Origin of the sequence: Methylobacterium sp. CB376 (assembly GCF_029714205.1) — a bacterium.
Lineage (GTDB): Bacteria > Pseudomonadota > Alphaproteobacteria > Rhizobiales > Beijerinckiaceae > Methylobacterium.
This window is the reverse complement of record NZ_CP121648.1, coordinates 1,085,716-1,108,688: the sequence shown is the minus strand read 5'-3', so window position 1 is coordinate 1,108,688 and position 22,973 is coordinate 1,085,716. Positions and strand designations below refer to the sequence as shown.

Genomic DNA, 22,973 nt, shown 5'->3' with positions numbered 1-22,973 from the left:
TCGCACGCTCGAACCTGCGACGACGCGAGCGGGCGGTCTCGGAATTCGGGGCGGCGGCCCGGAGATCTCATCCCGGAGCATCGGGCCGCCGCCGTGCCGGCTGGGTGTTCAGCCTAGCAGGTGAGAGGGTTGGCTGGGATGGTTAGCGAAGTCTTACCCGCAGCAGAACGCCCGGCGGCTGCGCCCTGCCGCCGGGCGTCTGTTCGGACCCAACTCATGAGACACCACAGTAGCCCAACCCGCGCCCGTTTGAGCCGTTCAATCGGGGCTTTTCAGACGAGCGTTAAACGACGTGAGCTAGAGCATTTTCCGACGAAGTGGATGCCGGTTCGTCGCAGAAAATGCGGCAAGATCAAAGACCTAGAGCAGTACCCGATTGCAACGTGATCGGGTGCTGCTCTAGTCGAGATTATGCGCAGGACCGGGGCATCAAAGATCTGCGTCTGGCGCTGGCAGAAGCGGTCCGCCGCGGCAAGGGTCTAACGCTTTCCGGGGGACAAGACCCGGCCCTCTCGCGTGCCGCCCAGCGGGCAGGACGTCATCAACCGTGTGGTGGCGGTGACCGCGACTGAGCCCCCGCAGGAGGCCACGCACTGGACGGCCGCCGCCATGGCCAAGGCGATCGGGATCAGCGTCTCGTCCGTCCAACGCATCTGGAAAGCGCACGGGCTCGCGCCGCACCGCTTGCAGCAGTTTAAGCTCTCCCCCGACCCCGACTTCGTGCCAAAGCTGCGCGACGTGGTCGGCCTCTCGGTCGACCCGCCTGCCCATGCGGTCGTGCTGTCGGTCGACGACAAGAGCCAGATCCAGGTCCTCGACCGCAGCCAGCCCAGTCTGCCGATGAAGCCCGGCCGCGCCAGCACCACGACCCACAACTACAAACGCCACGGCACGACGATCCAAGGCGAATTATTTTATACTTGGTGCTCTAGAGGCTGGCTCGGTCAACATGAGGCTGCCTCTCAATTCTTCGACACTTGGTCAGCGTATTTGTTATGGTGGCGTTTCAAGGAATGCTCTTTCGACATTATCGGAAACGTTAAGTTCGTTAAGGAACCAATCTGCTGCACTCGTCACACGATCGATTGGTGAGATCTTTGGTGTAAGAAGAGTGTTTATGCTGTAAACCTTGAGTTAGGCTGCATCAGGTGGCCCTTTTCTGCGCAGTCGGGAGTGCGCGGCTCCGTCCGGCAGCCTACGTATTCGACACCGAGCTAATACGCATGTTTGGTTTATGGAAACTTAATCCTTATACCGAAGTTTCATGAAATTAACTGCACGATCAAATATGGCCATAACGACTGCCTGACTTTGGGAGCGTTGCACTATGTAGCAGATTTACGGCAGAGTAGGTTGTGTAGTCACACCGACATGCCGTCCTACCTAAGAGGCTGGGCTACTTGTTGAGTATGCACGCTCTCTGGCGCCGGGAACCCTATCGATGCACGATCCGATCAAGGCTGAAGCACATGACGCGACTGACAATTCATCAGAGCGAAGCGAGAGAATTCGAGAGCATATTAGAAAAATTATAAGAAAAGCCATAGATAAACAAGACAGAAATGCAAAATAATAACTGCGAGATCGACAAAATTTGCCATGCAGTGTGTCGATCGATCTCATCATGGAGCCATTGCGGAGATGACTGCCCGGCTCCCGACATACCCGCATCGGTTCTGGATGGGTCTGCCCCCGGAGAACCAGCCCGGAGCTGGTTCAAGAAGGCCCGCTTGACCATTCAAAGCGAACCGCCGCTCAGTGAACCATCCATAGCGGACCGATCGGCCCGCCTGTGCACCTCCTCCGGGCCTCCACCGACGAGCAGGACGCCCAGCGCGCCCGTCAGCAGCTCGAAGCCTTCGCCGCCGAGCGGGGGCTCCGGATCGCCGCGTGGTACGCCGAGACCGAGAGCGGCGCCTGCCTCGAGCGCCCGGCCCTGTTCCGCCTGCTCGCCGATGCCCACCCCGGCGACGTGCTTGCTCACCGAGCAGGTCGACCGGCTCTCCCGCCTCACGGTAGCGGACTGGGAGCGGCTGGAGCGCGAGGTCGCTGACCGGCGCATCCGCGTGGTCGCCCTCGACCCGCCGACGAGCTGGATGACGGCGGCGGGCAACGGCAACGCGTTCACGGCCCGGATGTTCGAGGCGGTCAACGGGATGATGCTGGACGTGCTCGCGGCGGTGGCGCGCAAGGACGACGAGGACCGGCGCCGCCGGCAGGCTCAGGGGCAGGCGCGGGCGAAGGCGCAGGGCCTGTACCGGGGGCCGGGTCGAGGACACGGAGCGCAACGCAGGCATCGCCGCGATGCTCACCGCCGGGCTGACGTGGTCTCAGGTTCAGGCGGCGGCCGGGTGCAGCCGGGCCCGCATCGCCAAGATCGCCAAGCGGGTCGCGGCGGGGCGACGCCGCCCCGCGGCCCCGCCGTGATCGCCGCAACCTACTGCGTCAGATCCCGGTGACCGCGCAGTCCGCTGCACTCAGAAGCCGACGGAGTCGCCCGGCCGAGGCATGCCGCACCGCTTCGACCAGATCAGCTTACCCGATCCGTCCAGCAGCATGACCACCCCGTCAGACTGCGAGAACAGTTCGCGAGCCCGGGCTGCGGCGGCTGCAAACGCTTCCTCTTTGGTGGCGACACCCAGATCCTCATGATCGGTCACGACACCCGCGCCGTCCGGCCGCGGCCAGAGGAGCCAGAGCTCGAAGTGCGACGTGGGGCAACCACAGGACATGTCGCCAGTGTGCTCACAGTGACACACTGGGGGCAACGTTCTGTGCTGAGTTTGTCGCACCGACCGGGGTTGATCCACAGCCGACTGCACCTCACGGTGCGTGATCGGGACAGCTTGGCAGTTAATAATCCGAGGCACTTAAGGTCGTCGATCGGACCGTGTGCAACCTGATTACTGACCATGTATGTGTGCGACCTGATCATGAATTAGGCCGCCAATCCGAGTTGCCAAATCACCCGACGACCGGTATGGCCAGTCTCAAGAAGCACAAGGGGGCGGAGATGATCGCAGAAACGATAGCAAGCATCGGCCTTCTCAGCACCGCGAGTGCAAGCCTTGCTATAATCATGCTTCTACTGCACTAAGTATAACCGTAGCTCATCTGTGTTTTAACCAAAGTTTAACGGGTCGAATTGGCGCGCTTACCGCCGCGTTTGTCTTCCCCGACCGCGTGTCGCGGCAGCGTGGCTTTCGTGACCTCCGCCCGCCGGACCACACGCCACGTGCCGCCACCGGCCGACCCTGCACCGCCGGGGCTGCTCCTCGACGATGCACCCCAGCGATTGCTTCGACGGTTCGCCGGCCTGAGCGCCCGCGCTCGACGGGAGCGTGAGGATGAGCTGGCGCCTTACCTCGACCGCGCGGCTCTCCTCGCGGTTGCGCTCTCAGCACGGGCCGATCCCACTCCGCGCAATCTCGGTTCGCGCATCCCCGCCGAAACCGCTCCAGGGCGCCCTGCAGGCCTCAATCGGCCGTGCCGAATGACGTGGTCGCAGATCCAGGCGACCGGGTGCAGCCGGGCGCACCTCGCCGAGATCGCCAAGCGGATGGCTTCATAAACCCGCTTACCCGTCCCGCGCCGCCTCGCGCGGGGATGAATACAACCGTGTTCCGAGCGAGACAACTCATCGTTGGTGAAGGCGGGTGTGATGGGCCGGTGGAGCGCAACTCAGCTTGCCGCAGTCACCGGCATGTAAAGCGCAACCTCGTGTGACCTGCAGGGCCAAGTCGGTCCTGCAGGTCACGCGTGAGATGAATTAGGCAACAGCAGTCCAATTCGAGGCGATCGTCCCGATATTTGGCGCTGATGCGACCTGACCACTGCTGTTGAGCTGCCACTCGTTTACGTGCCCGGCTGTGTCCCGCCACATCAAGTCAGTTCGGCTGTCACCGTTATAGTCGCCCGTCCCGATCAGCGACCACTCCGAGCCAATCGTGCCAATATTAGGTGCCGAGGACGCCCGACCGTTGCTGCCCATCAGCCACTCATTCACGTGGCCGGCCGCATCTCGCCAGAGCAGATCACTGGTGCCGTCGCCGTTGAAGTCGCCCGTTCCCAGCAATGTCCACTCGCCGCCGATCGTGCCGATGGTGGGTGCCGAGGACACCTGACCGTTGCTGCCCATCAGCCATTCGTTGACGTGCCCGGCCGTATCCTGCCAGAGGATGTCGCTGATGCCGTCCCCGTTGAGATCGGCCACGCCTTTCACGGTCCACTCAGAGCCAACAGTTCCGATGTTGGGAGCCGAGGTGACCTTGCCATCGCTGCCGAGCAGCCATTCGTTGACGTGCCCGGCCGTATCGCGCCAAAGGATGTCGGACCGGCCATCTCCGTTCAGGTCACCGATACCCTGCACCGACCATTCGGAACCGATGGTTCCGATGTTGGGCGCGGACGTGACCTGACCGTTACTGCCCATCAGCCATTCGTTGATGTGCCCGGCCGTATCCTGCCACAGAATATCGGTTTTATCATCCCCGTTGAAATCCCCATTGCCTCTAATGCTCCACTCAGAACCAACGGTTCCGATGTTTGGAGTTGAAATAATCTGGCCATTGCTGCCGAGCAGCCATGCGTTAATGTGACCGGCTGTATCGTGCCAGAGCACATCGGTTGTTCCGTCGCTGTTAAAATCACCACCTAGTCTGGTCGTGGTCGTGAGAGCAGCCCCATATAGCGCCCTGATAGCATCTATATCTGATGTCACAGGATTTGTGACAGACGAATTTAGAAATGTGTTCATGACTGCCGGTGAGGCGTCGTAGTGCCCTATGCCAATGGCATGCCCAATTTCGTGCAAGGCAACATCATAAAGGTTAAAGCCGTCGCTGCTCAATATACTTCCGTTTGACGCGGTCCAGTGCTCTCCGCTGTCGAATTGAATTGTTGCCGACTGAAAATTCTGCCCGGAAAATGTGTAATTTGTCTGTCCAAGAATCCTGTCTAGCCCATCTATATAGTTGTCGCTAATAGCTATGTTGGCGCCAGCCATATGGTCAACCTGCTGGAAGCGAATGTTTCCGTATTGAGACCACTTCGAGAAGGCGGCTTGTATTACGGGAGCAAATGAACCTGGTACAGTATTATCAACTGACCAAGTTACGATACCCCCGCTTGAGCCGTATGATCCGCCGCCCCATCGAGGACCTTCCAAAACGTAATCAACCATAGGGTACCCTCCACGGCCTCCAGAAATGATGTCATCTCCGCCAAATTTTGCGTAAATTTCATGGCGTGCGGCTGCGTTTGGCTGTCTCGGCCGGTCTCACGCCCCCTGTACTTCCATCGCTTGCGCACGTCACGATGATAGGGCGCTTCCCACATGAGGATTGCCCTTCGTGGGCGTTTCCTCCCTAGACTTCGGGCCGCTCTTACCAGGGCGGCCTCTTTCTTTGGGCGGCGTGCGGCTCGGCGCGAGTCACAGCATTTAACGCCGTCCCGAAAAGCCCTGCTCGAACGCTCAGAGCCTGCCGGAATTGGTCCGGCAGACAACAGGAGCGATTAGGACGACACGACGCCCGGCTCACGGTCCCGACTCCGTAGCCGGGCGCTCTGCTGTTGGCAGCACTTCCTCAACCATCCTGCGGCAGTCTGTTGCTCACCGAGTTGTCCCCAGCACGGCGACAGTGACGGCCTATCCCCTCGCAAGATCGCAGGGCCGTCGCCCCTCTTGGATTGCGAGATCGCTGGCCCGCGTTGCGTTTCGGGGCAAGCGAGTGCGCGGCCGAGTCTGACCCGACCCGTCGGCTCGGCCGCCTTCACCTCCTGATTGGTCCCGGCCCAAAGCGACACATGCACGTCTACTGCCGGCTGCGGGAGCGCGGTTTCAGCCCCGTCCAGACGCTCGCCATGATCGGCGTCAGCGTTCTGTTCTTGGTGGTCGACGTGAGCTTCGCCGTCCTTGACAGCACGATCACGTCGGATGCGCACGATCTGTTTTGGGCGAGCACTCACCGCAGGGATGGCCCCTAATCAGCCCCAAGGTCCGTATTCACCGCGCATGGGGCGCAGACGCAGGCGAGCTACCTCCTGGGCGTGGCACTCCAACCCTCCGCCCCGAGCGCTCGGAGCGGAGGGGCCACCGGCGGGCCGAGGGTCTCCGTCACCGGTTTCCTTACGGCCCGCTGCCACGCCCACCCGCCACCCAGCACACGGTGGATCTGTACGTCCCGCCAAGCCCCACCGCGCGGCGCCAGGATGCCGCGCGCGTGCAGCGCCGCGGCGATCCCGTCTTGCCAAGTCGGGCCGGCGGCCCGGATGGCTGATACGCGCCGGGTGGCCTTCCAGCGTTCGATCCCGAACCACTTCAGCAACATCGCGTTCCTTGGTCCCTGGGAGAGTTCCCATGAGGAGGAACGACAATGCGTGCACGCACCCTGTTACCCTTCATCGCGCTGCTCGCGCTCACCGCGTGCAAGGATGAGAAGAAGGCCGACACGACCAACACGGCCAACCCGCCGGCAGCCACGACCGCCGCGCCGGCAAGCCCGCCGACCGGGAGCCCGGCGGCTCCGACGCCACCCTCTCCCGCCACGCCGACCAACCCCTCGCCCGCGACCAAACCGTAACGGTGGCGGCCGGGCCTCCTGAGGAGCGGATCAGGCCGCGCACCTGCTCGCGGGCTTCTGACGCTTCGGTGGGCGCTCCATCAGGACGCCTCCGCCGTAGGCTGCGGAGAGGACGCGAAACCCTCGGCGCTCGTAGAACCGCACGAGCTCGTACGTGCCAAGGACACGGCGCGCTCCCTTCGGCGGGCAGCCCTGCGCCTTGAGGATCAGCAGCACCCCGGCGGCATCGGCTGCCTGGGTCATGATCCCGATCGCCTGACCGGCATGGCCTTTCCGGCGCTCACGAAGCGTCGCGATGAACGAGACCTCGAGCGTGACGTCGTCCCGAACCGTCAGGATCACGTCGACGATGCCGGCCAGCCCCGCTGCCTGGACGCCGGCCATCGTGGCTCTGGCGGCCACCAGGGCAGGTGCAGAGGGCCCGGAGCACCTCCGCTCTCCGTAGACCAGCAATCGACCGTCCGACGGGCTCCGCGATGACATGGGCGCGGTCCCTATCCGACTCGGGGCCGGAGCCGAACCAATTCTGGGCGGGAGCGACGGCGCGGGGTCCGATCGCGATGCACGGCGACCGCGGGTCGCCCGTCGCGGCGGCTGTTTGTCTGACTTGATCGCCTGAGCACTCGGGATGGCCGGGTTCCTCATCGACCTGAAGGCCGGCACGGGCGCCAAGCCGCGCGTCGAGAGCATTTTCCGACGAAGTGGATGCCGGTTCGTCACAGAAAATGCGGCAAGATCAAAGATCGAGAGCGGCACCCGGTTGCAACGTGATCGGGTGCTGCTCTAGGCCTCGTCTGGCCTCCCGCGGCTTGGGCTCGGGGGCGAGGCCAGGGCTCCCCGAACGGTCCCTTAGTCATGAGGGGGTCGGAGGCAGAGCGACCGGGCCCGGTCGCTCTGCCGACTATGGCTTCGATGGCGCGTTCCCGGATCCCGTGTTCGCGCTTCCCGTCACTGGCAGCGACCGCGCTTTGTCGAGCAGGGTAGTGGCGGCGTCCACGCAGTCCTTCAGCGTTTCGCGAGGGCCGCATCTGACATGGATTTTCGCGTCACCCATCCTGATGTGAAACGAAGAGCCTCCCCCCGGCGCTTCGGCTCCATAGCCATGCCAATAGGACCGATCCCAATCCTCATTGGGGCGGTATCGCGTATCATCCCTTCTGCTGTTGCCGCGGTCGTATGACCTGCCTCTGTCTTCATCCCGTGATGAGCTTTGAGCGATCACCGGGAGCGGCAGTACAAGAAGGCAGGTTGCAGCAATGAGGGCCTTGCGCATTTGGGCGCTCCACAGATTGAGCCTAGGGAACTCGTGTGGACTACCGGCAGGTCTCGCGATACTGACGGCAGTTGCCGCGTCCACGCTCGCCTAGCTCATCCTTGTTGAGGCAGGCTTGGCGCAGTTCCGCGCAGAGATCGCGGCGCGAGCGACGTCCACACTCTTCACGGTAGCGCCGGCAGTTGCCCTCGCCGCGCTCACCCAATTCGTCCTTGTTCTCGCATGCTCGCCTGAGCTGCTCACATCGACCGCCCCCGCGACCTCCATCTCCGAAGCGAACACCGCCCGGCCCGATCTCGATCCCCTGTGAGAAGGCTGTGACCGGCACAATAAATAGTGCCGCCGCGGCAGCAATGCCCAATGCATACGGGCGCATGACGTCGCCTCCCTCTGCTTTGTGAAGGACGCAACAAGGTGCTTGCGGAAAGGGTTCCAGCCCGTTGGCAAGCGCACCTTCGCCAAAACCTTCATGGGCGTGATGGGGTGTACGGAGCAGCAAAGAGCCCGCCGCGGTCGGAGCCGGGCAGGCCGAGGAGATCCCCACGGATCGAGGGCACCCTGCATGGGCAGGCGGGAGGCGTCCCGCCGGTGAGCTCTCAGCCCAGCTGATCCTCGCCCATTCTCGGTCGAGGGCAGCCGGACGGCTCACCGCTCCAGGCTGGCGAGATAGCGGATCACATCCTCCACCAGACCTCGGTCAAGCTGGAATTCCGGCATGCTCGGGTGACCGGTCCGGATGCCCTCGGCCAGCGACTCGGCGAGTTCTTGCTGCACTACCAGCCGGCCCTCGACGTTGCCTCCCGGGCGATTGTCGCGGTCGAGGCGCTGGTGCGCTGGAACCACTCGACCCGTGGCCAGCTCGGCCCGGGCGTGTTCGTCCCCCTCGTGGAGGAGACGGGTCCGGTCGTGACGCCCGGCGAGTCGGTGCTGCGGCTCAGCATGACCGTGACGGCCGAGGGTGTGGAGACGCCCGCGCAGTTCGCCTTCGTGGAGGTCGAGGGCTGCGCGCAGGGGCAGGGCTGCCTGACCGGCAAGCCGCAGGCCCCTCTCGGACTTGCTGCCGGTCCTTGAGGGCACACCGCTCTGCCGGTCAGACCCCCACAGGTGTGGTTTGTAGCATGCGGGGCCAGCGTCAGGCTCGATCGCATCGAGCGGTGCCGTCAGGCGGCCTGAACCCAAGCGCGACCCACCGCCGCAACCATCGTTCGCGGGCACCCATAGGCGTCCGCCTCAAGCCGCCGATCCGATGTGGGTAAAATCGTGGATGTGTAAGATGTAATTTTTACTAAGCCGTTCTAAAGATTCATTAATTTACCCCAGATTGGCGAGAAGATCCGCGAGCTGACCGTCCGTACTGGTGCGCATGTGACCGCTAAGTCCCTTGAATGGCCGAGGAAGGCACAGCCCGTCGTCCGTGATGCGCCGCAGGAGCTCGCCGAAACGCGCGATGACGGTGCGGGGAGGAGCGTGAGAACAGCAGGCATGACCGGGACGCTTTCCACCGTGAGGGTCGCGACGCTGAGGACGCCGGGGATGTCCGGCGACGGTGGCGGCCCGTGGCTACAGGTGACGGGCAACGGAGCCAAGAGCTGGATCTTCCGCTTCACCCTGCGCGGCAGGGCGCGAGCTATGGGGCTCGGCTCAGCCTCGCCATTCTCGCTCGCGGAGGCCCGCGACAAGGCACTTGTCCGCCGAAAGTTATGCGCGGAGGGGATCGACCCGATTGAGGCGCGAAAGGCGAAGCGCCAAGGTCTTGCGGCTAGGGCGCGCACGCGTTGGCGGTCCGCATCAAGCCCCTCCGTGCCTCCCCCGACCTGGAACAGGTCAGTCCTTCAGCGCGGCGGCCTGAGGAGCGGGTGCGGCTCGTGGAGATCGGCCTCGACGCTGAGGAGAAGCGGGGAAAGCGCCCGTGATCGCTGCCTCCGCGCGGGCAGGGAAGCTCACCCACTGAGCGAGATCAACACCGCCCCGCGCCGCCGTGACACTCTCGTTGGTCCAGTCGGACCGGGGAAGGCACGGCCTCCACGGCTGGCCCTGGGCCGGTCCGCGCAAGCCGCCATGCCCGCGAGGTCCCATGGCGGGCTGTTGCGTGGAGGTGCGGCGGCCGGGCCCGCTGTGGGGGCGGAGCCCGGCCGCTGGCTGCAACGACCGACCGCTGGATCGGGGATGTCAGGCGGTCGCTGCCTTCGCCCCCGCCGGGGAGCGAGGTCGGTCTCGGATAGAAGGGCACCGGCCCGGGATCCCTGCAAGGCGAGAACGAGGTGAACCCGGGCCGCCGTGCCGGATGGGGGTTCAGCACGGCAGGCGAGAGTGTGGGCCGGAATGGTTAACGAGATCTTAACCACGGCGGGATGCCCGACGGGCATCCCGTGGCGCCGGGCGTCGGTCCAGATCCGGCCCGTGACCCGTCCGAGGCCGAGATGCGCATGGCCGTCCGGACCGCGATCCTGCAGGCGCGGCCCGCCCAACGACGCTGCCTCCGCAGCGCATCCTCCGGGACTGAGTTAATCCTTCGGATGGTGTGACGGATCCGAGGGGCGGCCCATGATGACGAGTGCCGACGCGAAAGCCCTGGCCCGCATCCAGCACGCCGGGCAGGTCGACGAGGCGGGCGAGCCCTTCATCGAGCACCTGGATCGCGTGGTGGCGGTGGCCGAGATCCGGGCTCGGCACGCCCGGCAGGCCGGGCTGAGCACGGATGTGGATGCGATCGTCCAGGCTGCATGGCTGCACGATGTGGTCGAGGACACCCCCACTACCGCGGAGGACCTGAGAGCGGCCGGCTTTGCCGAGCCCGTGATCGAGATGGTGCAACTGCTCACGCCGTCGGACGATGGCCGGACCTGCGCCGAGCGGGTCGCGGCCCTCATCGCGAGTGGCAATCTCGGGGCGATCCTGATCAAGCTCTCGGACGACGAGGACAATGCCGACCCGTACCGGGCGCAGCCGGAGGAGGCCGAGCGCCTGGAGCGGCGCTACGCGGCGTCGATGGTGCGGCTGCGCAAGGCCGCGGCGGCGCTCGGCTACACTGGGCCGTGAGAGGCAATCCCCGTCGCGGCGACGACGCGCAGGGCCGTGAGATCCCGCCGCCCGCGCGCGGCCGGCTTCGTGCCGAGGGCGACGGCCTTCGCTGCGAGGCGCGGGGCAATGTCGCCCGGCGCGCCGGCGCGGAGATCACCGCCCGAGCGGGACGCCCATCCGGATGCCTCCGGTGTCGCGAGGTGGCGCGACACGGCGGGACGGCGTGCCGAAACGGGGAGCGAGGACTCGTGGCACGGGACGCTGACCAGCCGGCACAAAAGATCCTCGAACGAGACCCGTTGCGGTGTTTCCCCGTGGAGCCGGCAACACTCGACGACCCCCTCTCCCGTCCGAACGTCGGCGTGACGTGGGTCCGCCGAGGATCCACTCGCGTTGTTCTATCTGTGATCCGCGGAGGGACAGTGAGATGGGCTGTAATGAGGAGTTTGCCGCCGACCTCAAGCGAGAGCACGAGCGCCTCGGTCGCCTGCTTCAGACGGTCGACGGGTGCCGCTGGTGGACGGATGCCGAGCCCGGGCCCGAGAAGGTCGCGGCCCTGCAGGAGCGGACGGCACGGATCCGCGCCGCCATCGACGACATCGAGCGTGTCGTCAGCGCGATCGGAGGCTGAGCGGGCCTGGCGAGGAACCGGTCGCCGTGCCCTGCGCTGCCCCGTGTTGAGGCCTGCAACACGGGAGCACGGCAATGGAGATCGGGTTCGGAATGCTCAGCGCGACGGGCGCGATGCTGGTCTGCAGCGGGCTGGCCGTCGGCATGATGGGGGCGATGGGCTTGGTCGGGCGCCTCCTCTCGGGGGGAGACGCGAGGGAGCCGCCCGTCACCGACCCGAACCGCGAGACGAATGCGCGCTGACGCGACAAAGGCCGGGCCTGGCAAGCACGAACGCGCTGCCGCTCCGGGCCGTGAGGCAGACCCGCCCAGCGTGCCGCCTCCGCCCCGGGCCCGGCCCGCGATCTCCGGTCCCGCCACCTCGCGCTGGAACTCCCGGGCTGCCTCGGCCGTTTGGAGGCATCTCATTGGAAGCCCCCGATGACACTGACTGGAGCCGGCCGAGGCTGATCCTCGCGCCGGCTTCGTTTTGCGCACCGCGCGCTGTCCGCGAGGTCTGCCGCGGAGGGATCGCGTCTCCGGCGGCCAAGGCGCCGCTTCAACTCTTCATTGTGGGATTGCGTTCGCAGGTGCCGCCCACATGCTCCGCGATGGCTTCGAAGGCGGCGTCGATCGAGGGATGGTGCGCGGGGATGCCTTCGAGGGCGCCCTGGGGGTTCACCACGATGCTGACCTTGGGCGAGTCCATGATTCTCTGAACCGCACCCAAGGAATATCCCGAGCGGTCGGTGAGCCACCAAGTGCTTTCGTCCTCCACGGGCGTGGCAATGACGTCCACGGTCCGGATCATCACAGCATGAACTCCAAGCACTCTGAGGAATTGGCCAAGGGCTGGCCGTTCTTGGGTGCCATCTCAGGCGATGCGACCAGTTCAGCGCTTGAAGGGCAGGCACAGTGTGTGCCGGCGATGCTCTCAGCTCTTGCGAGTGCAGGGTCAGCGAGGCCGCGACGGTAGATCAACGCCACCGCATACCAGAACGCAGCACTGTCACCGCCAAGCCGTGCGATGCTCTCCTCAATGCGTTCTCGCGCTTGCTGGGCAAGATCCTCTATCTGGGCAAGAGGCACCTCAAGGTCGGCCATGGCTGCCTTCCGAATGTTAATCGCTGTAACATCAACGTGGCAAGCAGCCATTGGTGCCGCGTGCATGGGGGCACGCAACCGGCACGTGAGGTTGATGGGAAGGCGATCGAGGCACGCCGTCCCCGTGGCGCGACGCGTGATCGCCCCTCCCGCGATCCCGGCTTCCTGCGGACCTTCGCCGAACCTGGCCACGGGGTGGGCAGGAAGGCCGGAGGCGACCGCAACGCGGCGCGCGTCGTACCGGTCAATCGCGGAGCTTCGCGCGGCCGGCATCTCCTCTGCCAGCGGCATCGCCCGCGCCCTCACCGAGCGGGGTATCCCGACCGCGCAGGGGTCGCCACGCGGGACATCCACCGCGGTGCAGAGAGTGCTGAACCGGCCTGCCCGCCGCCCGAGGCCCGCCGCTCTCGGCCGCCTGCGGCAGGGACTGCTCGGTGATCCGGCGCGCGCGAGTTCCCTCGGCCGCCACGCCTGCGCGTCGGTCGCCGCCGTGTCCCCGCCCGTCGGATCAGCTTTGAGCGCGAGGCCGCAGTCGCACCGTCCTGGCGTCCGACGCTCTCGTGCGGACACGTGCCCTGAAGCACAGATCAGTGCGGCCGTGTGGTGCAGTAACAGCGCATGAAGCGGCGAATAGCGCTACTTCGAACCTGATATTGAAGGAGAAACGACGATGACCCACTCGAATGACGATCAGGAAATCATGCCGCAGCAGCTGTCAGAGCAGGAGCTCGATGATGTGAACGGTGGAATGAAGTGGACCCGCGGTACTGTAAACTCAGACGTCGTTGATGCTCGCGGAGGATCGTACATGATCGCCGGGGTGAGGGTCAACTTCGGTGCGGATGGTAGCTTCACTTTCGGCTGAAATACTCAATGCACCTGCATCCGAGGTCGGCTGAGCTCTGAATCATTGAAAGACACGGTTAGCGTGGTGCTGGCTTCGAAGGGGGCGGGACGCCGGGGCCTCTCGCAGACCCGGCGCCGAGACACGGGGACTCGGCCGTCCCGCTTCCACCCCGTCTTCGCGACGGCAAACCGCAACACCTCGCGAGCGGTTGGTTCTGCTCCCGCACGGTCCAGGCGCCGGCCAATCCGAAGCTGTTGCGCAGCCACGGCATCGCCTCGAAGCCCGGGATCGCGCGCCGGGCCGTATCGAACGACCGAAACCCGCTCACCCGCGGCATGGACCGCTGCACCCGGAAATGGTCGCTCCCGATCCCTTGCTGCCGGTGGAGGTCTCGTCCAGGCGCACGGCGCCGCTTTGCGGCTCGCGGAACCGGCGCGGGCGGCGCTCGATGGCGGGCGTGGAGGCGAGCGCCCACCGGATGATGGTGGATCCACCTCCATCCTCCGCTCCGGGAGTATCTCCTTTCTCTCGCGGCAGGTGAGCGCGGCGCAGGGACCGATCGGATGGAGCGGTGACGCTAGGCCACGTGAACGCCAAGCGCGACCGACCGCCGCAATCCGCCACGGCCCCGCCGGCGCCGCGCCGTCGCGCGGGACCCGCCGGGAGCCCCGGGAGGAGGGGAGCGGTGTCGTCACCGTGGCGGGCCCGGGACCGGGTCGGTCTCCCCCCGCCCGGCGCCGCGCCGCGGTCGATCCGGAACGCCGGGCGGGTCCGGGCCGTTCTCGGGCGACACGCCATCTCGGGAGAATCCCATGCGCACCAGATTCCTGCTCGCCGCCGCGCTCGCCGGCTCCTGCCTCCTCGCGGCCGGCGGGGCCGAGGCCAAGGGCTGCCTCAAGGGCGCCGTGGTCGGCGGCGCGGCGGGCGCCGCCGCGGGCCACGGCAAGGCCGGCGCGGCGGCCGGCTGCGCCATCGGCCACCACAACGCCAACAAGGCGAGCCAGGGCCAGAAATAGGGCCCCCAGGCGCCTCGCCCCGCGCCGCGCTCTGCGCGGCGCTCGGGCGCGGGTTGCCGCGGGCGCATGCGGCCCTCGTTGCCGCTTTGCGCCTGTCATGGACGCGTGCTATCGGCCGGTGCCAACTCGTTCGAGGCTGGGATGCTGCCGCGCCCGGCCCCTTGCCGCATCCAGGAGTTGGTTCATGGCCCCCATCGTTGGCGACCGCATCATCGAGGGCCTGACCTTCGACGACGTCCTGCTGCGGCCGGCGGCCTCCGCGGTGATGCCCGCCGAGGTCGCGATCCACACCCGCCTCACCCGCTCGATCAAGCTCAATCTGCCGATCATCGCCTCGGCGATGGACACCGTGACGGAGGCCCGCATGGCCATCGCCATGGCGCAGAACGGCGGGCTCGGGGTGATCCACCGCAACCTGGAGCCGCACGAGCAGGCCGAGCAGGTGCGGCAGGTCAAGAAGTACGAATCCGGCATGGTGCTCAACCCGATCACCATCCACCCGGACGAGACGCTGGCCGACGCCCACCAGCTCATGCGCCAGAACGGCATCTCGGGCATCCCGGTGGTCGAGCGCGGCCCCAACGGCTCGAAGGGCAAGCTCGTCGGCATCCTGACGAACCGCGACACCCGCTTCGCCACCGACACGAGCCAGCCGATCTCCGAACTGATGACCCGCGACCGGCTCATCACCGTGCGCGAGGGCGTCACCCAGGACGAGGCCAAGCGCCTGCTGCACCAGTTCCGCATCGAGAAGCTGCTCGTCGTCGACGACCATTACCGCTGCATCGGTCTCATCACCGTCAAGGACATCGAGAAGCAGGTCGCCTACCCGCACGCGGTCAAGGACGAGCAGGGCCGCCTGCGGGTCGCGGCCGCGACCACGACGGGCGAGAGCGGCTTCGAGCGGGCCGAGCGCCTGATCGACGCGGGCTGCGACGTGATCGTGGTCGACACCGCCCACGGCCACTCGGCCAAGGTGCTGGAGAGCGTGCGCCGGGTGAAGACCCTGTCGAACGCCGTGCAGGTCATCGCCGGCAACGTCGCGACCCGCGAGGGCGCCCAGGCCCTGATCGATGCCGGGGCCGACGCCATCAAGGTCGGGATCGGGCCGGGCTCGATCTGCACCACCCGCATCGTCGCGGGGGTCGGCGTGCCCCAGCTCACCGCCATCATGGAGGCGGTCGAGGCCTCGGCCGAGGCCGGCGTGCCGGTGATCGCCGACGGCGGCATCAAGTATTCGGGCGACCTCGCCAAGGCGCTCGCGGCGGGCGCCTCGGTGGCGATGCTGGGCTCGCTGCTCGCCGGCACCGACGAGGCGCCGGGCGAGGTCTTCCTCTACCAGGGCCGCTCCTACAAGAGCTACCGGGGCATGGGCTCGGTCGGCGCCATGGCGCGCGGCTCGGCCGACCGCTACTTCCAGGCGGAGGTGAACGACACCCACAAGCTGGTGCCGGAGGGCATCGAGGGGCAGGTGCCCTACAAGGGGCCGGTCGCCGCGGTGCTGCACCAGCTCGCCGGGGGCCTGCGCGCCGCGATGGGCTACGTCGGCGCCGAGGACCTCGCCGCCTTCCGGGAGCGGGCCCAGTTCATCCGCATCACCAATGCGGGCCTGCGCGAGAGCCACGTCCACGACGTGACCATCACCCGCGAGAGCCCGAACTACCCGAGCCGGACCTGACGGCCGGCGCGCTTCCGTCGACGACGAACCCCGGTGCGGCTGCGCTTGCGCCTCGTCGCGGCGGGTGCGCCGATCCCGATGGCGATGGGGATCACCATCGCGGTGCGGCTCCTCCTCGCGCGGTGGGCGTGAGGCGGAGCCGCGGCGCGGGGATCACCGCCGCGGCGCGGCGCCGGATTCGAGCGTGGTCTTGGCGTCGGCGGGCTTGCGCGGGGGCGGCGTGAGGTCGGGCGCGGCGGGTGCCGCGGCGCAGGCGGCGAGCGCCAGCAGGAGGAGGCCGGACAGGGTGAGCGACGCGAGGCGTGACATGACGGTGAAGCTCCGGATCGGGGTGAAGGCCCTCCATCTCCTAAGGGAAGGTGACCAAAGCTTGGCCGTTCTCCGCCCGATCGCGGGCACCGGCGCGGCCGTTTCGGGATGACCCCGTCCGCCCGCCTCTCCGCCGCGATCGAGGTCCTGGCCGACATCGCCGCGCGCCGCCGGCCCGCCGCCGACGCGCTCAAGGATTGGGGCCTCGCCCACCGCTTCGCCGGCTCGGGCGATCGGGCCGCGATTGCGGGCCTCGTCTACGACGCCCTGCGCCGGCGCGCCTCGGCGGCCTGGATCATGGACGACGACGCGCCGCGCGCCGTGCTGATCGGGTCGCTGCGCCTGCAGCGCGGCCTCGCGGGCGCCACGATCGCCGGGCTGTGCAGCGGCGAGCGCTTCGCCCCGGCTCCCCTGACCGAGGCGGAGCGCGCGCGCCTCGACACGGCGACCCTCGCGGACGCTCCCCTCCACGTCGCCGGCGACGTGCCCGAATGGGTGCTGCCCTCGTTGGTCGCGGCGCTGGGCGACGATCTCCTGCCGGAGCTGAAGGCCCTCGCCCGCCGGGCGCCCCTCGACATCCGGGTCAACACCCTGAAGGCGGACCGCGACCGCGTGGCCGCGGCGCTGGCGCACCTGAACCCCGCCCCGACCCCGCACGCGCCGGACGGCCTGCGCATCCCGGTGCCGGATGACGGGCGCGGGCCGGCGCTCCACGTCGAGCCGGAATTCCTGGAGGGCCTGTTCGAGATCCAGGACGAGGGCTCGCAGCTCGCCGCGCGCCTCACGGGCGCGCGGCCGGGCGAGACCGTGATCGACCTCTGCGCCGGCGGCGGCGGCAAGACGCTGGCCCTCGCCGCCCTGATCGCCAACAGGGGCCGGCTCGTCGCCACGGACGGGGACCCGCGCCGCCTCGCCCCGATCCACGAGCGCCTGCGCCGGGCGGGCGCGGTCGCGGAGGTGCGCACGCCCCGGGGCGGGCGGGGCGCCCCCGACGCGCTGGCGGATCTCGCCGGCGCGGCCGACCTCGTCCTCGTCGACGCGCCCTGCACGGGCTCGGGCACGTGGCGGCGCAACCCCGACGCCAAGTGGCGCCTGCGCCCCGGCAGCCTCGCCGCGCGCCGCGCCGAGCAGGAGGCGGTCCTCGACCGCGCTGCGGGCCTGATCCGGCCCGGCGGCCGCATCGTCTACGTCACCTGCTCGCTCCTGCCGGAGGAGAATGACGGGGCGGTGGCCGGGCTGCTGGCGCGGCGCTCCTCCCTGCGCGCGGTCCCCCTCGCGCTCGCGCCGGATCTCGAGCCCGCGCTGCGCCGCACGGCCCACGGCATCCAGATGACGCCGGCCCGCACCGGCACGGACGGGTTCTACGTGGCGCTGCTGACCCACGGGCAAGAGGGACGGAGCGCCCTTCCCCCGGCCGAATGACCGAGCCCGGGCCGATGCCGCGGTCGCGATCGTTTGGATGACTGGACAAGCTCGCGAGGGGGTGGTTCAGGGAGTCTCGGGGATCGCGGATCGACGGGACATGCCGCTCCATCGCAGGACGTTGCTCACGGGAGCGGCCGCGCTCCCGTTCGCGCGCCCGACGGAGACGGCGGCCCAGGCGGGGGCGACACCGCCGCGCCGGCCGTCCCGCCCCCGGCGCCGGCCCCACCCCGATCCGCCCGGGCGCGGACCTCGACGTCATGGCCCTCTGGCCCGGCACGCCGCCCGGCGGCGGCGGCCCGGACCTCGACGGCCCCGCCTACGACGAGAGCCGCGAGGGCGTGATCCAGAGCGTGGCCCGGCCCTGCCTGCTGGTGGTGCGCGCGCCCCGCCCGACCGGCAGCGCGGTCGTGATCGCCGCGGGGGGCGGCTACCGGCGCATCGATATCGGGCACGAGGCGATCCCGACCGCGCAGTGGCTGGCGGGCCAGGGGGTCACGGCCTTCGTGTTCGTCTACCGCCTGCCCGGCGAGGGCTGGCGGGCGGGGGCGGACGCGCCGATCCAGGACGTGCAGCGGGCGGTGCGCCTCGTGCGGGCGCGGGCCAAGCGCTACGGCTACGAGCCGGGCCGGATCGGCGTGGTCGGCTTCTCGGCGGGCGGCCACCTGATGGGCTCGGCCGCGGTGCGCTTCGGGGCGCCGCTCTACGAGCCGGTCGACGAGGACGACGCGCTCTCGGCCCGGCCCGACGCGGCGGCGCTGATCTACCCGGTGATCACGCTCCGCCCGCCCTTCGACCGCACGTCGAGCCGGCGCGTGCTGGTGGGCGAGAGCCCGACGCGCTTCGCCACCAACAGCTACTCGATCGAATTGCACGTGCGCGCGCAATGCCCGCCGACCTTCCTGGCCCAGGCGGCCGACGACCCGGTCGCGGTGGTGGACAATTGCCTGCTGATGTACGGGGCGCTGCGGGCCGCCGACGTGCCGGTGGAGATGCACCTGTTCGAGCGCGGCGGGCACGGCTTCGCGCTCGGCGTGCCCGGCACCCCGGCGGCGGCCTGGCCCGGCCTGTTCCTGGCCTGGGCGCGGCGGCGGGGCTTCGTGCGGGGGTGACGGCCCGCCGGGCGCGCGGCTCCGTGGAACGGGGTCGGCCGATCGCGCGGCCCCGCGTTGCGCGCCGCCTCCGCCTCGTCTAACTCACCGGTATGACGGCCGACCACGACAAGATCCTGATCATCGATTTCGGGAGCCAGGTGACCCAGCTCATCGCGCGCCGGGTGCGCGAGGAGGGGGTCTATTCCGAGATCGTGCCCTACCAGGCGGCGGAGGCGGCCTTCGCGGCCCTGAAGCCGAAGGGCGTGATCCTCTCGGGCGGCCCCGAATCCGTGACGATCGAGACCTCGCCCCGCGCGCCCCAGGCGGTGTTCGAGGCCGGGGTGCCGGTGCTCGGCATCTGCTACGGCGAGCAGACCATGGCGGCCCAGCTCGGCGGCGAGGTCGAGGGCGGGCACCACGCCGAGTTCGGCCGGGCCGAGGTCGAGGTCATCGCCGACTCGGCCCTGTTCCGCGGCATCTGGCACGTGGGCGAGCGCTACCCGGTCTGGATGAGCCACGGCGACCGGGTGACCAAGCTGCCGGACGGCTTCTCCACCATCGCGATCTCGCCGAACGCGCCCTTCGCGGCGGTGGCCGACGAGGGGCGCCGCTTCTACGCGGTGCAGTTCCACCCGGAGGTGGCGCACACGCCGCACGGCGCGCTGCTGCTGCGCAACTTCGTGCGCGACATCGTGGGCTGCGCGGGCGACTGGTCGATGCGCGCGTTCCGCGAGGAGGCGATCGAGCGCATCCGCCGGCAGGTCGGCGGCGAGAAGGTGCTGTGCGGCCTCTCGGGCGGGGTCGACTCGGCGGTGGCGGCGGTGCTGATCCACGAGGCGATCGGCGAGCAGCTCACCTGCGTGTTCGTGGATCACGGCCTTCTGCGGCTCGGCGAGGCCGAGGAGGTGGTGCGGCTGTTCCGCGACCACTACAACATCCCGCTCGTGCACGTGCAGGCCCAGGACCTCTTCCTGGGCGCGCTCGCCGGCGTCACCGACCCGGAGGTGAAGCGCAAGACGATCGGGCGGCTCTTCATCGACGTGTTCGAGGCGGAGGCGAGGAAGAGCGGCGGCGCGGCGTTCCTGGCGCAGGGCACGCTCTATCCGGACGTGATCGAGAGCGTGTCCTTCACGGGCGGCCCCTCGGTGACGATTAAGAGCCACCACAATGTCGGCGGCCTGCCCGAGCGCATGAACATGAAGCTCGTGGAGCCCCTGCGCGAATTGTTCAAGGACGAGGTGCGGGTGCTCGGCCGCGAGCTCGGCCTGCCCGACGCCTTCGTGGGCCGCCACCCCTTCCCGGGTCCCGGCCTCGCCATCCGCTGCCCGGGCGAGATCACGGCGGAGAAGCTCGACGCGCTGCGCAAGGCCGACGCGATCTACCTGGAGGAGATCCGCAAGGCGGGCCTCTACGACACGATCTGGCAGGCCTTCGCGGTGATCCTGCCGGTGAAGACGGTCGGCGTGATGGGCGACGGGCGCACCTACGACCACGTCTGCGCGCTGCGCGCCGTCACCTCGGTGGACGGCATGACGGCGGATTTCTACCCCTTCGACATGGGCTTCCTGGGCCGGGTCGCGACCCGGATCATCAACGAGGTCAAGGGCATCAACCGGGTCACCTACGACATCACCTCGAAGCCGCCCGGGACGATCGAGTGGGAGTGATTCGCTATGTCCCGAGGGCGTTTGGAGCCGATCGCGAGACTGTACTCAACCCAGTGACCTGTGCCTCTTTTTCTCCCGATGACTATAGCGAGTTACCGGTGGGTAGCAGTCGCACATGACGGCATAATGGACGAATACGCTAGCGCTTGGATTCGCGCGCAGGCTGATGCCGTCAACCTCGTAAGTCTGGACGACGGTAGTTCTTCAGCGTAAGTGCCTGTCAGTTCTGGGGAAATGAGGATGGTGGCGCCGCTCCGGGCTGACGGTATCCTAAAGAGGAGCCCGTTATGCTCACAGATATTGCGCTCAAGAACCCCAAACCGAAGGACAAGCCCTACAAGGTCACTGATCGGGACGGCATCTACGCCTACGTGTCGCCCGGAGGGTCAATCTCACTCCGCTTCGACTACCGAATGAACGGCCGTCGCGAGACGCTGACGCGCGGTCGTTACGGACCAGCTGGGCTATCTCCTCTGGCGCGGGCAAGAGAGAAGTGCATCGACGCACGCCGCGCCTTCGCTGAAGGGCGCTCACCGGCGCAGGAGAAGCAGCGCGACAAACGTCGGCTGCTAGGGCGGGTCCCGAGCCGCTAGAGACGGATCTGCGGGTTGCGCGTTGAGGGGTGAAGGAGCTTGCCGGCAGGTGTTCGCGAAGCTAAGGCGCTGTTGCGCAGTGCGGCAGCCCGCACGATCCCGGATCTCTGGGCGGCGATCCGACAGGCCTTCACCCGCTTCACCCAGGAGTGCCGCAACTACCTCACCGCAGCCGGGTGCGAGAACAACTTGGCCGTCGCTACCTGACCGGGAACAGCTCTAGCTTGCACCTTCTGGCGGTCTAGCGTGTCACGTGGAGGTGCGCTCCGCAGCCTCGGCGGCGTGCGGGTTCAGAGCCATCGGACACGTCCGTCGATGTCACGGATGCCGAGCGCAAAACCACCTTGTCGACGCGACTGGCCACAGCGCTCCAGGTTAGCGATGCGCTTACGGAGTTCGTCGAGGACACGATCATGGCTCGACTCGCGCATGCACCCCTAAACACTGGAAGAGCAGTTTCGTTCATGTTATGTTCGCGTATCGTGGCTGAGTCGATCCCTCGCAGCAGCGATCGGGAGGTTCAGCCCTGTGGATACCGGGAATTCCCGCCGATCACCGCCGACGGCACGCACCTTGTGCTCAGCGGTTAGGAAACCGTGGCGCGGGTTGGGCCATTTGGTTAGGGTTCGGTCTTAAAATCCACGGCTGAGGCGCTAAGGCGGTCTGCAGACTGAGGCATCTGAGTCGAGAAGGGAGGCGCGAATGTCGACGAAGCATCTGCTCGCGCTCCTCAACTCACACATCCAGGGTGATGAGGAGCAGTTCCTCTCCATCGCCCTCCAGGCGGCAGCTCAGGAAGCGCGGCAAGGCCGGACCGAAGACGCCGATAAGCTGAAGCGCCTGGTGCAACGGGCGCGCGACCAGCAAAGGACCGGCCGACCGGCTGGGGGCCAAACGCCCATTCCGTTGGCCCGCCCACGCGGCGAGTTGCAGGAACTTGTCGAGAGCACCTATCCCAAGGTTTCGCTCTCAAGTATGGTCCTCGCGGATGATGTCCGCGATCGCTTGAGCCGCGTGGTCAGACAGCAGCAGGAGCGGGCGACGCTGCGCGACCATGGACAAGCGCCCACGACTCACTTGCTGCTGGTCGGGCTGCCTGGTACGGGTAAGACAATGACAGCATCGGCGCTCGCTGGTGAGCTGCATTTGCCGCTGTTCACTGTCCGCTTGGAGGCGTTGTTCAGCCGCTTCTTCGGTGAGACGGCGGGCAAGCTGCGTCTGCTGTTCGATCAGATCGCGCAGGTCCGAGGCGTCTACCTGCTCGACGAGTTCGACGCGATCGGCGCGCGCCGTGGCGATCCCAACGATGTTGGCGAGATCCGCCGCGTGCTGAATTCCGTGCTCGCCTTCATGGAAGAGCCGAACACGACGGACAGCCTCGTCCTGGCGGCTACGAACCATGTCGAGATCCTCGACGAGGCGCTCGCGCGCCGGTTCGACGAGGTCATCGAATATGGTTTGCCGGACCGGATGGCGGCGCGCGCGATCCTTGAACGGCGCCTCGGCAAGTTCAAGCTCACCGCGCGCTCCTGGTCCTCGATCGACCCCGCGCTTGACGGGTTGAGCCAAGGCGAACTCGTTCGGGCAGCCGACGCTGTCGTGAAGGATGCCATCCTGGAGGGTGCACCCAAGGTATCCCCGGATGCGCTCACCCGGGCTCTCCAGAACCGTCAGACCTTGAAGGGCAAATTCCGCCGCTCGACCGGCCGTTAGACAGGCTCGCCGGCCGGACAGATGAAGCAAGCTCGTTCAAGGCAGA

At 67.5% G+C, this 22,973-nt stretch carries 20 protein-coding genes and 6 pseudogenes; 19 read left to right on the top strand and 7 right to left on the bottom strand.

Annotated elements, in window-relative coordinates:
* Positions 1-390 precede the first annotated feature (390 nt).
* Positions 391-897 (top strand): annotated as a pseudogene (locus tag QA634_RS04910) (IS630 family transposase); the annotation flags it as partial.
* 895 nt (positions 898-1,792) lie between these two features.
* Positions 1,793-2,427 (top strand): annotated as a pseudogene (locus tag QA634_RS04905) (recombinase family protein).
* A gap of 50 nt (positions 2,428-2,477) precedes the next feature.
* Here the strand turns inward: QA634_RS04905 and QA634_RS04900 are convergent.
* Complete coding sequence (locus tag QA634_RS04900) at positions 2,478-2,660, bottom strand: hypothetical protein (protein ID WP_236728793.1); 183 nt, start codon at positions 2,658-2,660, stop codon at positions 2,478-2,480.
* 1,109 nt (positions 2,661-3,769) lie between these two features.
* A complete protein-coding gene (locus QA634_RS04895; protein WP_012330939.1) occupies positions 3,770-5,182 on the bottom strand; it encodes an FG-GAP-like repeat-containing protein in 1,413 nt (470 codons plus the stop codon).
* Positions 5,183-5,805: 623 nt separating this feature from the next.
* Between QA634_RS04895 and QA634_RS04890 the strand changes: the two genes are divergently transcribed.
* Positions 5,806-5,985 (top strand): hypothetical protein, encoded by a 180-nt coding sequence (locus QA634_RS04890; RefSeq protein WP_018262509.1) that lies wholly within the window; start codon positions 5,806-5,808, stop codon positions 5,983-5,985.
* Between the two features lie 389 nt (positions 5,986-6,374).
* Complete coding sequence (locus tag QA634_RS04885; RefSeq protein WP_026190899.1) at positions 6,375-6,581, top strand: hypothetical protein; 207 nt, start codon at positions 6,375-6,377, stop codon at positions 6,579-6,581.
* Between the two features lie 30 nt (positions 6,582-6,611).
* Here the strand turns inward: QA634_RS04885 and QA634_RS04880 are convergent, their stop codons facing one another.
* Positions 6,612-6,965 (bottom strand): hypothetical protein, encoded by a 354-nt coding sequence (locus tag QA634_RS04880; protein ID WP_265576531.1) that lies wholly within the window; start codon positions 6,963-6,965, stop codon positions 6,612-6,614.
* A gap of 244 nt (positions 6,966-7,209) precedes the next feature.
* Here QA634_RS04880 and QA634_RS04875 point away from each other — a divergent pair, with 244 nt between their 5' ends.
* The 6 genes and pseudogenes from QA634_RS04875 to QA634_RS04850 all read left to right on the top strand — a co-directional run bounded on the left by QA634_RS04875 (position 7,210) and on the right by QA634_RS04850 (position 11,748).
* Complete coding sequence (locus QA634_RS04875; protein WP_168169133.1) at positions 7,210-7,368, top strand: hypothetical protein; 159 nt, start codon at positions 7,210-7,212, stop codon at positions 7,366-7,368.
* Positions 7,369-8,577: 1,209 nt separating this feature from the next.
* Positions 8,578-8,925: an EAL domain-containing protein gene (locus QA634_RS04870; protein ID WP_265576530.1), complete on the top strand. Its 348-nt coding sequence runs from the start codon at positions 8,578-8,580 to the stop codon at positions 8,923-8,925.
* Between the two features lie 411 nt (positions 8,926-9,336).
* Positions 9,337-9,621, top strand: a pseudogene (locus QA634_RS04865) (Arm DNA-binding domain-containing protein); the annotation flags it as partial.
* 777 nt (positions 9,622-10,398) lie between these two features.
* Positions 10,399-10,893, top strand: a complete 495-nt coding sequence (locus tag QA634_RS04860; RefSeq protein WP_012330935.1) for an HD domain-containing protein — start codon at positions 10,399-10,401, stop codon at positions 10,891-10,893.
* A 409-nt stretch (positions 10,894-11,302) separates the two neighbouring features.
* Positions 11,303-11,506, top strand: coding sequence for a hypothetical protein (locus QA634_RS04855; RefSeq protein ID WP_012330934.1), 204 nt, complete (start codon positions 11,303-11,305; stop codon positions 11,504-11,506).
* Positions 11,507-11,598: 92 nt separating this feature from the next.
* Complete coding sequence (locus QA634_RS04850) at positions 11,599-11,748, top strand: hypothetical protein (RefSeq protein ID WP_283027292.1); 150 nt, start codon at positions 11,599-11,601, stop codon at positions 11,746-11,748.
* A 295-nt stretch (positions 11,749-12,043) separates the two neighbouring features.
* Here QA634_RS04850 and QA634_RS04845 read toward each other — a convergent pair whose 3' ends face one another.
* Positions 12,044-12,295 (bottom strand): hypothetical protein, encoded by a 252-nt coding sequence (locus tag QA634_RS04845; RefSeq protein WP_012330932.1) that lies wholly within the window; start codon positions 12,293-12,295, stop codon positions 12,044-12,046.
* Entirely contained in the window at positions 12,295-12,588 is a 294-nt protein-coding gene (locus QA634_RS04840) for a hypothetical protein (protein ID WP_150108572.1), read from the bottom strand. Before QA634_RS04840 ends, QA634_RS04845 begins: the two co-directional genes overlap by 1 nt.
* A gap of 670 nt (positions 12,589-13,258) precedes the next feature.
* Here QA634_RS04840 and QA634_RS04835 point away from each other — a divergent pair.
* Complete coding sequence (locus tag QA634_RS04835; protein ID WP_012330931.1) at positions 13,259-13,453, top strand: hypothetical protein; 195 nt, start codon at positions 13,259-13,261, stop codon at positions 13,451-13,453.
* Positions 13,454-13,616: 163 nt separating this feature from the next.
* Here QA634_RS04835 and QA634_RS04830 read toward each other — a convergent pair.
* Positions 13,617-13,820 (bottom strand): annotated as a pseudogene (locus QA634_RS04830) (DDE-type integrase/transposase/recombinase); the annotation flags it as partial.
* A gap of 427 nt (positions 13,821-14,247) precedes the next feature.
* Between QA634_RS04830 and QA634_RS04825 the strand changes: the two are divergent.
* Together QA634_RS04825 and guaB are read left to right on the top strand one after the other, a co-directional pair.
* Positions 14,248-14,451, top strand: a complete 204-nt coding sequence (locus QA634_RS04825) for a hypothetical protein (RefSeq protein ID WP_018262521.1) — start codon at positions 14,248-14,250, stop codon at positions 14,449-14,451.
* Positions 14,452-14,635: 184 nt separating this feature from the next.
* On the top strand, positions 14,636-16,129 hold the full coding sequence (gene guaB, locus QA634_RS04820; protein ID WP_012330930.1) for an IMP dehydrogenase: 1,494 nt from the start codon (positions 14,636-14,638) through the stop codon (positions 16,127-16,129).
* Between the two features lie 153 nt (positions 16,130-16,282).
* Here the strand turns inward: guaB and QA634_RS04815 are convergent, their stop codons facing one another.
* Positions 16,283-16,438, bottom strand: a complete 156-nt coding sequence (locus QA634_RS04815) for a hypothetical protein (protein WP_012330929.1) — start codon at positions 16,436-16,438, stop codon at positions 16,283-16,285.
* 108 nt (positions 16,439-16,546) lie between these two features.
* Here QA634_RS04815 and QA634_RS04810 point away from each other — a divergent pair, with 108 nt between their 5' ends.
* From QA634_RS04810 to QA634_RS04785, 6 genes and pseudogenes are all read left to right on the top strand, one after another.
* On the top strand, positions 16,547-17,860 hold the full coding sequence (locus QA634_RS04810) for an RsmB/NOP family class I SAM-dependent RNA methyltransferase (RefSeq protein WP_012330928.1): 1,314 nt from the start codon (positions 16,547-16,549) through the stop codon (positions 17,858-17,860).
* A gap of 260 nt (positions 17,861-18,120) precedes the next feature.
* A complete protein-coding gene (locus tag QA634_RS04805; protein WP_283027290.1) occupies positions 18,121-18,972 on the top strand; it encodes an alpha/beta hydrolase in 852 nt (283 codons plus the stop codon).
* A 92-nt stretch (positions 18,973-19,064) separates the two neighbouring features.
* A complete protein-coding gene (gene guaA, locus QA634_RS04800) occupies positions 19,065-20,621 on the top strand; it encodes a glutamine-hydrolyzing GMP synthase (protein WP_012330926.1) in 1,557 nt (518 codons plus the stop codon).
* Between the two features lie 287 nt (positions 20,622-20,908).
* Positions 20,909-21,190, top strand: a pseudogene (locus tag QA634_RS04795) (Arm DNA-binding domain-containing protein); the annotation flags it as partial.
* An 87-nt stretch (positions 21,191-21,277) separates the two neighbouring features.
* Positions 21,278-21,421 (top strand): annotated as a pseudogene (locus QA634_RS04790) (IS630 family transposase); the annotation flags it as partial.
* Positions 21,422-21,916: 495 nt separating this feature from the next.
* Positions 21,917-22,927, top strand: a complete 1,011-nt coding sequence (locus tag QA634_RS04785) for an AAA family ATPase (protein ID WP_012330925.1) — start codon at positions 21,917-21,919, stop codon at positions 22,925-22,927.
* Positions 22,928-22,973: the final 46 nt, after the last annotated feature.